The following is an 11530-nucleotide window of genomic DNA, read 5'->3' as shown; positions in this document are numbered from 1 at the left end:
TGAACGCGCGCGTCGTAAATAAGTTTATGGGCCGGATGGAGGACCACTTCCGCGAACTGGCCGAGAGAGGCAAATTGATGGACTTTATCTCAATCCTATCGATCTTCGTTTTGGCCTGTTTTGTGGGCTATTACGTTGTCTGGTCGGTTACCCCGGCGCTGCACACCCCGTTGATGGCGGTAACCAATGCGATCTCTTCAGTGATTATCGTCGGCGCGCTGATCGCGGCGGCTGAGGCGGGCAGTCCTACGGCGAAATATCTCGGCCTGTTCGGCGTGGTTCTGGCCAGCATCAACATCTTCGGCGGCTTTGCCGTGACGGAGCGAATGCTCGCCATGTATAAAAAGAAGGAGAAGTGAGGATGTACACTTCAACTCCTTTTTCGTCATTGCGAGGCGACGCAGTCGCTGCGGCAATCCATCACCTGCTCTTACGGCTTTTCGGTCGGTCGATGGATCGCTTCGTCACTTCGCTCCTCGCGATGACGATGTTCTTTTCTGCGACCCCGGCGCACGCGGCCACAGGCGACACCGGAACCCCAGCCTGGGCGATGCTCGCCTATCTCATTTCCGGCGTGTTCTTCATCCTAGCATTGCGCGGGCTGTCCAGCCCAGCGACGAGCCGCGCGGGCAACCGTTATGGCATGCTCGGCATGCTGATTGCAGTCGTCACCACCTTGGTGACGCATAGCATTGCCTCTTTGCCAGAGATCGGCATTGCGATGTTCCTCGGCGGGATTATCGGCGTCACCGTCGCGCGCAAAATCGCCATGACGGCCATGCCAGAACTGGTCGCGGGCTTTCACTCGCTGGTCGGTTTGGCCGCCGTTGTCGTGGGCCTTGCCGCATGGCTAGACCCGGCCAGTTTCGGGATCACGGACGGCGCCGGGCAAATCCTGGTCGTCAGCCGGATTGAGCTGGGCCTGGGCATCGCGATTGGTGCGATCACCTTCTCAGGCTCGGTCATTGCCTTCCTTAAACTCTCCGGCCGGATGAGCGGATCGCCAATCATGCTGCCTGGGCGGCACGTGATCAATCTCGGCACTTTGGCCGCGATCCTTGGCCTGATTGCCTACTACGCCATGTCGACTGAGGCAGGCGCTGGCCAAGGGCAGATGATCATCGCTATCACTATCCTCGCCTTCATCATTGGCTTCCTGCTGATCATCCCAATTGGCGGCGCGGATATGCCGGTCGTCGTTTCCATGCTGAACAGCTATTCCGGCTGGGCGGCAGCGGCGATGGGCTTCACATTGGGCAACACGGCGATGATCATCACCGGCGCTTTGGTTGGCTCCTCGGGCGCAATTCTCAGCTACATCATGTGCAAGGCCATGAACCGCAGCTTCATCAGCGTGATCGCGGGCGGCTTTGGCGCGGACAGCTCTGGCGGCGGCGATGGTGAGGCGCGCGAGCAGCGCCCTTACAAGCAAGGCAGCGCAGATGACGCGGCCTTCATGCTGGAGCAGGCGGAAAAGGTCATCATCATTCCCGGTTACGGCATGGCGGTGGCTCAGGCACAGCACGTGCTGCGCGAGATGGCCGATACGCTGAAGGAAAAGGGCGTCGAGGTGAAATATGCGATCCACCCGGTTGCCGGGCGGATGCCGGGGCACATGAATGTGCTGCTGGCCGAGGCGAACGTCCCCTATGATGAAGTGTTCGAACTGGAAGACATCAACAGCGAATTTGCCCAGGCCGATGTCGCCTTCATCATCGGCGCAAACGACGTGGTGAATCCGGCGGCGAAAACCGACAAGAGCTCCCCGATCTATGGCATGCCTGTGTTTGACGTCGACAAGGCGAAGCAGGTGTTCTTCATCAAGCGCAGCATGGGCGGGGTCGGCTATGCCGGGGTCGATAATGATGTGTTCTACATGGATCAAACGATGATGCTGCTGTCGGACGCGAAGAAGATGGTCGAAGAGATCGTGAAGGCGCTGGACTAGGCCGCGATGAAACGGATCATTGTTCTCTTGCTTGTGCTCGCTAGTGGCGTTGGCATCTATTTCGTGCTGCGCGAAGACGGCTTGCTAGAACAGGTGACCGAGGAGCGGGTGGAGCAAGCGCTGCTCGATAATCGCGTTCCTGCAAGCCTTGCCTCATGCATGGCTCCGAAAATGACAGACCGGCTGAGTATAAGTCAGCTGAGAAAGCTGGAACGTCTGGCACCTGAAGAGGGTGAGGGGAGTTTGCCCACCAGTCCGGCTGAGACGTTGGCGCGGCTGCGCCGGGTTGACGATGATGAAGCTGTGCGGGTGCTGGTTGGAACCGGCACGACATGCGGTCTCGGCTCCCTGCGTGATGCGATTGGTGCAGAGCTGGGCCTTTAGCTCCGCACAATTCTCCCGCTTGCAATAACGCCCCCTCTTGCGCCACACTGCGCGATATAGGGAGACCACATATGATCAGATTGACCGCTGCGGCATTGCTGCTTGCATCAGCTGCGCCAGCTTGGGCAGAGACGCACACTATTGAGCCGGGCGAGGGCGCTCAAGAGCGCTTGCAAGAGGCGCTGATCCTAGCTGAACCGGGCGATGAGATTGTGCTTGCCGCAGGCCGCTATGCGCTGACCGATGGCCTCAGTCTGGATGTCGATGGGGTAACTTTGCGCGGCGCAGGGATGGACGCGAGCGTGCTCGATTTCACGACGCAAGAGGGCGCGGGTGAAGGCCTGCTGGTGACGTCTGACGATGTCACCTTGCGCGATTTCGGGATCGAGAACGCCAAGGGAGACGGGATCAAATCCAAGGGCGCGGATCAGATCATCTACCACGCGATCCGGGTGGAATGGACGAATGGCCCGGACGCCAGCAATGGCGCCTATGGCATTTACCCGGTCGAGGCGAGCAATGTACTGGTGCAAGACAGCTATATTCGCGGGGCATCGGATGCGGGCATTTATGTTGGGCAATCTGAAAACATCATCGTGCGCCGCAACCGCGTGGTGGAAAATGTCGCCGGGATCGAGATCGAGAACAGCAATTTCGCTGAGGTGACTGAGAACCTCGCGACCAGGAACACCGGCGGCATTCTGGTGTTTGATCTGCCTGGCCTACCTAAGGTCGGCGGCGGCAATGTGCTGGTCGCCCGCAATGCGGTGATCGACAACAACACCGACAATTTTGCGCCCGAAGGCAATATCGTCGCGAACGTCCCTGCGGGCACGGGAGTGATGGTGATGGCAAATACCAAGGTGCAAGTGCTCGACAATGCACTCGTCAACAATTCGACCAGCCATGTGATGCTGGTCGCTTATACGCAAGAATTTGATGACGACCGTTACCAACCGCGCCCTGTGCAGGTGGAGGTGCGAGGCAATATCTATGGATCGGGCGGCAATGCACCAGATTTCGCCGGGGGTGATTTGATAGCTGCCGCCATGGGAGGCACGTTACCTCCGATACTCACTGATGGCCTGCATCAGGGCCTGGGACGAGGCGATAATGTGCCGATCCTGACCTTGGGCCTTACCAAAGTTGGTCAACCCTTCAGTGAAGCTCAACCGAGTTTGCTACCTCCCGTTCCAATCACCTCCACATGGACGAATGATCCGGTTGCTCTGCCTGAAGGCATGGAGGCCCGGCTTAAGTGATCCGCGGGGGCATCCTTTTAGGTCTGGCCTCACTTGCGCTGGCGGGCGCGGTCTCTCATTCGGAGGCACGCACGCCGGTGTCAGTCAATAATCTGGCGATCATGGAAGGGATGCCAAAGAAGCTCTCCGAGTTTGGCTTTTTCTACCGGCCACGGTCGCAGGAATCGCTGAGTGCAGTCGCTTATGAACTCAACACTCCGCTCTATTCTGACAGCGCGGATAAGCTGCGCTTTGCCTATGTCCCCCACGGCGAAACGATTCAGGCGAACGGCGATGGGCTGCTCGAATTTCCCGTGGGCAGCGCGCTGATTAAAACCTTTGCCTTTGGTGAGGGCGGGGACCGCCGTCTTATTGAAACGCGCGTGTTGCTGCACCGGGCAGAGGGCTGGGTCGCTCTGCCTTATGTTTGGAACGAGGAACAGACCGATGCGCGGTTGGCGGTGGCGGGCGCGCGAATCCCGGTGACGACGCCCACTGACGAGAATATCTCATACCGTGTGCCCAACAAGAACCAATGCAAGCAATGTCATGTGAAAGATGGCGAGGTCACGCCGATCGGTCCGAAGGTGCGAAACCTTCCGCTAAGTTGGCTAGCTATTGCCATACGCACCGGTGATCTTGGCCTTGATACAGCAGATTTACCGTTCGGTCCGGCTGTTGCCGTACGGCTTGACGTATGCCCGACTGGAATGACATCGAACATTCGAGTGTCGATGCGCGTGCCCGCGCCTATCTCGATGTGAACTGCGCGCATTGCCATCAGCCTGGCGGCATGGCGTCAAATTCCGGGCTCGATCTGCGCTGGGAACAAGACGACAGCCACGCTCTGGGTATCCGTAAGCCGCCGGTCGCGGCGGGACGCGGGGCAGGGGGGCTACTGGTTTCGATTGAGCCGGGCGCACCGGATAAATCGATCCTCGTCCACCGGATGAACTCGGTCGATCCCGGCGTTGCCATGCCGGAGCTGGGCAAATCGACCATTGATGCCGAAGGTCTTGCCGTGATCCGCCAATGGATCGAAGAGATGCCCGCGCCGCCGTCCGCGCAATAAGCCGCTCACAACATAGGAATTCGACAATGAAGCGCCTGTTTAAAGTTCTGGCCGTGCTGATCGCGCTGCTGATGCTGGCATTTGTGGTGTTTCGTACGCCGGATACCGATCCGACGGAGATGCGCGCTAAATATGCCGCTGAACCCTCGCAGTTTGTCGAGATTGGCGATGGGGTAAATGTGCATTTGCGCGATGAGGGACCGCGGGACGCGCCTGCGATCATCCTGCTGCATGGCTCCAATGCCGATCTGCACACTTGGGGGCCATGGGTGGATGGCCTTAAAGAGACCTACCGGGTCATCCGCTTTGACCAGGTCGGACATGGGCTGACCGGGGCGGCACCCGATGGCGACTATTCCACCGATGCGTTTGTGGCCGACATTGATGAGGTCGCCGATGCTTTGGGCCTTGATCGGTTCATTCTCGGCGGCAATTCAATGGGCGGATCGCACACGGTTGCCTATGCGATGAAACATGCCGCACGGCTCGATGGGATTATCCTGGTCGATGCGGGCGGGGCGGACATCAAGAAAGAAGGCGGCGGCAATATCGGATTCTCGATTGCGCGCACGCCCGTGCTTAACTTGCTCATGGAGCACATCACCCCGCGATCTTTGGTCAAACAGTCGTTTGAGCAAAGCGTTTTCAACCAATCCATCGTGACTGAAGACGCGGTTGATCGCTATTGGGAGATGCTGCGTTACCCCGGAAATCGCAGAGCAACCATCGCGCGTTTCTCGCGAGGTTGGGCCGGTTTCGATGCGCAAAGCGTAAGCGCCATCGACGTGCCAGCTCTGATTATCTGGGGCACCGAAGATGCGCTGATTCCGCCGGAGGCAGGGCGCTGGTATGATGAGCAGCTGCCCAATTCCACGCTGGTCGAATATGAAGAGATCGGCCATTTGCCGCATGAAGAAGCCGCGCAGCCAACGCTGTCCGATCTCAAAAGCTGGCTGCTCAACCTGCCATCTATCCGGCCCCAACCTTAAACCATCAATTGTTGTAAAGTCTGTAGACGCCCCGCGATGCCGCTCGCTAAGAACGGCGGCAACAGGGCTCTATTCGGATTCGGAGATATTGATTGCGTAAATTGGGCCTGATTGGCGGCATGAGCTGGGTTTCGACCGCCATGTATTACGACCGCATCAATCGCATCATCCAAAAGGACGGGCAAAAGCATGGCCGCCCTATGGCGAGCGCGCCGCTGCTGATCGAAAGCCTTGACTTTTGCGAGCTATATGGCCTGCGCGAAGAGGCTGATTGGAAACGCGCAGCAGGCGTGCTGTCTGAAAGTGCAAAGCGATTGGAGGGCGCGGGTGCCGGGGCGCTGATCATCTGCGCGAATTCCATGCATAAGCTTTATGAGGATGTTGCGAGCGCGGTGGGCATTCCGATCCTGCATATTGCAGAGACGGTTGGTGCGGCAATGCAAGCGGCTGGTTGCAAGAATGCGGCGCTGATTGGCACCCGCAATGTGATGACCGAGAGCTTTTATCGCAAACGGCTGGTCGCGCATGGGGTCGATCTGCTTCCGCCGAATATGGACAATGTAGAGCTGCTCGACCGGATCATTTATGAACAATTGATGGTCGGCAAGGCGACCCGCGATGCCGAGCGTTCCATCCGCACCATCATCACGAATAAAGAGCAAGAGGGCGCTAAAGCGATTGTTTTGGCCTGCACTGAGATGAATCTGGTCGTGGATGCCGACGCTAACATCTTGCCAGTGTTCGATCTCGACGCGAATTCACTGCGAAGCGGCGGCGAACTGGCTGCTTAGCGCGGATTTACCGGGATAAGCGGCAGCCGACCCCGCCTCACCCACGATTTGTCGCGTTCTTACAAGTCGCGCACTATTCACATCGATGTAAGTTCTTACCACTGTCGATGACGCGCTGCCGTCCGAGCCATCGGGTCGCTAACCGACAGGCTGAGGGGCTGCTCAGTTGAAACAACGAGCGGCCCCACGAGCTTAGTGGGTCCTGACCCTAACATGTCTGGCGAATATCTATCTTTATGAATGCGTTCGCTCTCTGTTCAGGTTGTGGTGAACGGTGTGCTGACTTAAGCGCACGGGGATCGATATGACACGCGCCCCTTACGCCGCTGACCCCGCCGCACCGCGCGGCCGCGAATTTGACAATCGCTCTGGCTCTGCGCGCGCTGAGGTGAGGGGCCGCGCAGCGAGTTTCAACGCGACCGCGACCGAATCATCCACTCGATGAGTTTTCGCAGGCTCAAATCGAAAACCCAGGTCTTTATCGCGCCAGAGGGCGATCATTACCGCACGCGGCTCACCCACAGCCTTGAAGTGGCGCAGATTGGCCGCGTTTTGGCCCGCGCTCTGGGCTTGGACGAAGATCTGACCGAGGCGCTGTGTCTGGCGCATGACATGGGTCATCCGCCCTTTGGCCATGCCGGTGAGGCGGCGCTGTCAGAGGCGATGCAGCGGCACGGCGGGTTTTGCCACAATGCGCAATCGATGCGCACGCTGATGCGCCTGGAATCGCCCTATCCCGATTATGATGGGCTCAATCTGACATGGGATCTGCTGGAGGGGCTGGCCAAGCACAACGGCCCGGTCGAGGCGCCCAATTGGGCCTTGGCAGAGCTCGACGCGGCATTCCCATTTGATCTGGGCGCGTGGCCATCATTGGAGGCGCAGATCGCGGCCGTCGCCGACGACATCGCCTATGACAATCACGATATTGATGACGGTTTGCGCGCCGGGTTTTTGGGCCTTGATGACCTACTGGAATTGGATTTCCTCGAACATCAGTGGCGTGCGGTCGAAAAACGCTTTCCCAATGCTCCGCGAGAGCGGCAATTGCGCGAACTGGTGCGCGATCAGATCGGCCTGATGGTCAATGATGTGTTAGAGCACACGCGCGCCAATATCGCCGGTATTGCCTCGGTGGACGAGGTGCGTGCGGCGGGAACTCAGCTGGCCGGGTTCTCTCCCGGTTTCGCTGTTCAGGAACGATCGCTAAAGACCTTCATGTACGACAAGCTCTATTACCACCCGGAACAAGTTGCCGCCGCAGGCCGCGCGCGCGATGTGGTGGCGCGCTTGTTCGCCGCCTATTCTCAGGATCACCGCCTGATGCCAGCAGAATGGCAGGCGCGGCTGCCCAAAGACGATCCGCAGCGCGCCCGCTCCATAGCAGATTTCATCGCCGGGATGAGCGACCGCTTTGCGATGGAGGCCTGCACCAAAATCTATGGCGAAGCGCCGCAGGGGCTTTCTAATGTTTGAGGTGGCCAATGTCTGACCTGTGCCGCATTGCCCTTGTCGGTGCGACCGGCCTGATTGGTCGGCGCGTGATCGAGACCAGCAATGATGTCGATGACGTTCGCATCATTGGCGTCTCGCGGCGCGAGGCTCCATTGCCCGATGGCGCCCGCATGGAAATGTATGTCGCCACGCCGGACAAATGGGGCGAGGTGTTTGAAACGATCAAGCCGCGAACTCTGATCTGTTCCTTGGGTACCACCTGGAAGAAGTCAGGCCGCGATGAAGAAGCGTTTCGCAAGGTCGATCATGACTTGGTGCTCGCCACCGCAGAGGCGGCGGTTGAGGCCGGCATTCCCAATATGGTGATGGTCAGCTCAGCAGGGGCCGACTGGCGCTCCAAAACCTTCTATCTCAAAGTCAAAGGCGAGACCGAGACGGCGCTATCCAAAGTTGGGTTTAAGCGGCTCGATATTCTGCGTCCCGGTCTGCTGCGCGGACCGCGCACCAATGATCTGAGGGTCGGGGAGAAGCTGGCGATGATCGCCAGCCCCGTGCTCGATCCGATGCTGGGCGGGAAATGGGCGTCCTATCGTTCCATTGATGCGCGAGTGGTGTCAGAGGCGGCCCTTGGTCTGGCGATGCGCAAGGCCGCCGGGCGGTTCATTCATGATAATGACGCGATGAAACGGGCTGCGCGCGAATGGCGCCAGCGTCTGGAGCGGCTGGAGCAGCAGGCCGAGCAAGACTGATCTGGCCCGCGCGGGCTTAAGGGAGCATTGGCGATGGATTGGAATGCAGTTTTTGGTGCGGTGAACCTGCTGGCCATTGTGGCTTGGATCGCGCTCGCTTTCCTGCCGCGTAGCCCAGCAATCCTGGCTGCTGTGATGTATGTCGGGGTTGGCATATTGTGCCTCGTCTACGGCGCGTCGCTGATCGGGGTGCTGACCGGATTGGTGCCGAATGAAAGCGGTGCGGGTGCGAATTTCAACACCATTGAGGGCGTGCGCGCGATCTTTGCGAGCGATGCGGGCGTGACGATTGGCTGGACGCATTATCTCGCCTTTGACCTGTTTGTCGGCCTGTGGATTGCCCGCGATGCCGATGCAAAGAGCATTTCCCGCATTGTCCAAGTGCCGATCCTATTCGCGACTTTGATGGCGGGGCCGCTGGGTCTGCTGATCTGGCTGATCGTGCGAGAGCCAGCAGCGCGCGCCAATGGCCGTTGGAGCTGATCTCCACCCATTCGCAATCTGCTTGGCAAATCTGTGCTGCCGTGCCTAAACTGCGCGATAAACAAAACAGATAAATCGGAGAGAGATTGGTGACCGCACAGGCGCATTGCACCTTTGATGCATTCTTATCCCATTGGGCCAGCGAACGCCCAGACAGAATTGCCTTTGAACAGGACGGCGAAACGGTAACATTTGCAGAGTTGGATGACCTGACCCGCCAGATGATAACCGTCTTTGAAGCCAACGGCATCACGAAGGGAGATCGGATCGCGTGGCTGGGTAAAAACCGTACGATCTATTACGCGATGTTTCTGGCTGCGGCGCGCATGGGCGCAGTGATGGCGCCGATTGGCTGGCGGCTTGCCCCGCCAGAGGTTGCCTATATTCTGAAAGACACCGGCGCGAAGCTGATGATCACAGGCACTGGCTTTTCCGATGTTGTTGCCAAGCTCGCGCCAGAAATCGCCGCGACAGTGAAAATTATCGAAGAGCCTGAGATGTACGCCGCGATTGAGGCGGCCGCTCCTGCCAATTTCACACCCTCTGGGCCCGATGATGCGGTGCTTCAGCTGTACACCAGTGGCACGACCGGCAATCCCAAGGGAGCCGAGCTGAGCAATGCCGCGCTGGTTGCCTTGCGCAACGCCTCCAAAGAAGCGGGCGACCCATGGAACAGCCCTGGTCCGAGTGATTGCATGCTGGTTGCAATGCCATGCGCCCATATCGGCGGCACAGGTATCGTGATCGCGTCAATCGCCAATGGTATCCGGGCGATCATCCAAGAGGAATTTGACCCCGGCGAGTTCTTGAAAGGGATTTCGGCGGGTGCCACGCAGGCTTTTATTGTGCCTGCCGCCCTGCAAATGGTGATCCAGCATCCGCATGCGAAAGACACCGATTTCAGCGGCATCAAATACATTATGTATGGTGCCGCGCCGATGCCGCTCGAGCTGCTAAAAGAGGCGGTGCGAACCATGCCGCAGGCGGGTTTCCTGCAAGTGTTCGGCATGACGGAAACATCCGGCACGGTGACCATGCTGAGGCCAGAGGATCACTCGATTGAAGGCAACGACCGTATGCGCTCTGTCGGGTGCGCCATGCCTGGCACGGAAATTCGCATTTTTGACGAGAACAGCAATGAAGTGCCGCGTGGCACAATTGGCGAGATCGTCGTCAAATCGCCGTCAAACATGCTCGGTTATTGGAACCTGCCAGATGCGACTGAAAAGACGATCCGCGATGGCTGGCTCTACACCGGCGATGCCGCGATTATGGATGATGATGGCTACATCTACATTCAGGACCGCATCAAAGACATGATCATCTCTGGCGGGGAAAATGTCTATCCTGCGCAGGTTGAAAGCGCGATTTACGGCCACCCTGCCGTTGGCGAGGTCGCAGTGATCGGCGTGCCGGATGACAAATGGGGTGAGGCGGTGAAGGCCTGCATCGTTCCCAAGCCGGGGCAGACAGTCGATCCCGATGATGTGATCGCCTATGCGCGCGAGCAGTTGGCCGGTTTCAAAGTGCCCAAGAGCATTGATGTGATCGAGGTGATGCCGCGCAATCCAACTGGCAAGATCCTGCGCCGTCATTTGCGCGCGCCTTATTGGGAGGGGCAAGACCGGCAGGTCAACTGACCGGTGAAGAAGCATGCGCCCGCGGCCTTGCGCAATCGAGAGGCGATTGCCGACGTGCTTGCTCGCGAACTGCCCTCGGCCGGAACGGTGGTGGAGGTGGCCAGTGGCAGCGGCGAACATGCGGTCCATTTCGCCGAGGCGTTTCCGCAGTTGATCTGGCAACCCAGCGATCCTTCGCCAGAGGCTTTGGAATCGATCGCCGCCTATGGCTCAGAATATGAGGGCGAAAACCTGCGCATGCCGATGCATCTCGATGCCAGCGCGCCTGCTGATTGGCCGGTTGAGAGCGCAGATGCGATACTGTGCATCAATATGGTCCACATCAGCCCTTGGGCGGCCACACTTGGGCTGTTTGCAGGTGCCATGCACATTCTGGAGGAGGGCGCACCACTGATCCTCTACGGACCGTATTTCGAAGCGAATACGGAGCCATCCCCGTCAAATCTTGCGTTTGATGCGAGCCTTCGCGAACGCAATCCGGAGTGGGGGATTCTGCGAAGCCCCTAATGTTGATAAGGCCGCCAGCGATAACGGATTTGCGCGGTCAGGCCGTTATGAACTGCCCGCGAACAATCTGATGTTGATTTATCGAAGAGGCTGAGGCTCAGCTTCGAACCATCAATCGCCCAATCAATCGATGGCGTCTTCGCCTGCCTGACCGACGGATTGGATGTCCTCACCCAAGCCTTTCACCGTGTTGCAGGCGGCGGAGGTGAGTGTGAGCGCGGCCATCGCAGCGGCAATCAAAGTTTTGCGGACCATTATGTCTGCCTTTCGT

The 11530-nt window shown here is 58.7% G+C and carries 12 protein-coding genes and 2 pseudogenes; 13 read left to right on the top strand and 1 reads right to left on the bottom strand.

Annotated features, from left to right (window positions below):
• The first annotated feature begins 77 nt into the window (after positions 1-77).
• From AC0V6Z_RS15830 to AC0V6Z_RS15770, 13 genes and pseudogenes are all read left to right on the top strand, one after another.
• Positions 78-359 (top strand): NAD(P) transhydrogenase subunit alpha part 2, encoded by a 282-nt coding sequence (locus AC0V6Z_RS15830; protein ID WP_472640940.1) that lies wholly within the window; start codon positions 78-80, stop codon positions 357-359.
• Positions 360-487: 128 nt separating this feature from the next.
• Positions 488-1948 carry an NAD(P)(+) transhydrogenase (Re/Si-specific) subunit beta gene (locus AC0V6Z_RS15825; RefSeq protein WP_472640939.1) on the top strand — a complete coding sequence of 487 codons (1461 nt, stop codon included), beginning with the start codon at positions 488-490 and terminating at the stop codon, positions 1946-1948.
• A gap of 6 nt (positions 1949-1954) precedes the next feature.
• Entirely contained in the window at positions 1955-2332 is a 378-nt protein-coding gene (locus AC0V6Z_RS15820; RefSeq protein WP_472639348.1) for a hypothetical protein, read from the top strand.
• A gap of 71 nt (positions 2333-2403) precedes the next feature.
• Positions 2404-3594: a parallel beta-helix domain-containing protein gene (locus tag AC0V6Z_RS15815; RefSeq protein ID WP_472639347.1), complete on the top strand. Its 1191-nt coding sequence runs from the start codon at positions 2404-2406 to the stop codon at positions 3592-3594.
• Complete coding sequence (locus tag AC0V6Z_RS15810; protein WP_472639346.1) at positions 3591-4337, top strand: hypothetical protein; 747 nt, start codon at positions 3591-3593, stop codon at positions 4335-4337. The genes AC0V6Z_RS15815 and AC0V6Z_RS15810 overlap by 4 nt, the downstream gene beginning before the upstream one ends.
• On the top strand, positions 4271-4645 hold the full coding sequence (locus AC0V6Z_RS15805; protein WP_472639345.1) for a hypothetical protein: 375 nt from the start codon (positions 4271-4273) through the stop codon (positions 4643-4645). The genes AC0V6Z_RS15810 and AC0V6Z_RS15805 overlap by 67 nt, the downstream gene beginning before the upstream one ends.
• Before the next feature lie 26 nt (positions 4646-4671).
• Positions 4672-5634: an alpha/beta fold hydrolase gene (locus AC0V6Z_RS15800; RefSeq protein ID WP_472639344.1), complete on the top strand. Its 963-nt coding sequence runs from the start codon at positions 4672-4674 to the stop codon at positions 5632-5634.
• A 92-nt stretch (positions 5635-5726) separates the two neighbouring features.
• Positions 5727-6425: an aspartate/glutamate racemase family protein gene (locus AC0V6Z_RS15795; RefSeq protein WP_472639343.1), complete on the top strand. Its 699-nt coding sequence runs from the start codon at positions 5727-5729 to the stop codon at positions 6423-6425.
• Positions 6426-6729: 304 nt separating this feature from the next.
• A pseudogene (locus tag AC0V6Z_RS15790) lies at positions 6730-7901 on the top strand (deoxyguanosinetriphosphate triphosphohydrolase).
• Positions 7902-7909: 8 nt separating this feature from the next.
• Positions 7910-8629, top strand: coding sequence for an NAD(P)H-binding protein (locus AC0V6Z_RS15785; RefSeq protein WP_472639342.1), 720 nt, complete (start codon positions 7910-7912; stop codon positions 8627-8629).
• A gap of 33 nt (positions 8630-8662) precedes the next feature.
• Positions 8663-9112 carry an ABA4-like family protein gene (locus tag AC0V6Z_RS15780; protein WP_472639341.1) on the top strand — a complete coding sequence of 150 codons (450 nt, stop codon included), beginning with the start codon at positions 8663-8665 and terminating at the stop codon, positions 9110-9112.
• 89 nt (positions 9113-9201) lie between these two features.
• Positions 9202-10752 carry a long-chain-fatty-acid--CoA ligase gene (locus tag AC0V6Z_RS15775; protein WP_472639340.1) on the top strand — a complete coding sequence of 517 codons (1551 nt, stop codon included), beginning with the start codon at positions 9202-9204 and terminating at the stop codon, positions 10750-10752.
• A gap of 3 nt (positions 10753-10755) precedes the next feature.
• Positions 10756-11353, top strand: a pseudogene (locus AC0V6Z_RS15770) (DUF938 domain-containing protein).
• Positions 11354-11382: 29 nt separating this feature from the next.
• Here AC0V6Z_RS15770 and AC0V6Z_RS15765 read toward each other — a convergent pair.
• On the bottom strand, positions 11383-11514 hold the full coding sequence (locus AC0V6Z_RS15765; RefSeq protein ID WP_472639339.1) for an entericidin A/B family lipoprotein: 132 nt from the start codon (positions 11512-11514) through the stop codon (positions 11383-11385).
• Between the last annotated feature and the right edge of the window lie 16 nt (positions 11515-11530).

The organism is Erythrobacter sp. SN6-5 (assembly GCF_057364945.1).
This window is presented reverse-complemented; position numbering and strand designations above follow the sequence as displayed.

Bases quoted from the DNA above. Each gene is read 5' to 3' on its own strand.
- AC0V6Z_RS15765 (WP_472639339.1), bottom strand. From the start codon at position 11,514: ATGGTCCGCAAAACTTTGATTGCCGCTGCGATGGCCGCGCTCACACTC.
- AC0V6Z_RS15825 (WP_472640939.1), top strand. From the start codon at position 488: ATGTTCTTTTCTGCGACCCCGGCGCACGCGGCCACAGGCGACACCGGA.
- AC0V6Z_RS15785 (WP_472639342.1), top strand. From the start codon at position 7,910: ATGTCTGACCTGTGCCGCATTGCCCTTGTCGGTGCGACCGGCCTGATT.
- AC0V6Z_RS15830 (WP_472640940.1), top strand. From the start codon at position 78: ATGGACTTTATCTCAATCCTATCGATCTTCGTTTTGGCCTGTTTTGTG.
- AC0V6Z_RS15820 (WP_472639348.1), top strand. From the start codon at position 1,955: ATGAAACGGATCATTGTTCTCTTGCTTGTGCTCGCTAGTGGCGTTGGC.
- AC0V6Z_RS15815 (WP_472639347.1), top strand. From the start codon at position 2,404: ATGATCAGATTGACCGCTGCGGCATTGCTGCTTGCATCAGCTGCGCCA.
- AC0V6Z_RS15780 (WP_472639341.1), top strand. From the start codon at position 8,663: ATGGATTGGAATGCAGTTTTTGGTGCGGTGAACCTGCTGGCCATTGTG.
- AC0V6Z_RS15800 (WP_472639344.1), top strand. From the start codon at position 4,672: ATGAAGCGCCTGTTTAAAGTTCTGGCCGTGCTGATCGCGCTGCTGATG.
- AC0V6Z_RS15805 (WP_472639345.1), top strand. From the start codon at position 4,271: ATGCCCGACTGGAATGACATCGAACATTCGAGTGTCGATGCGCGTGCC.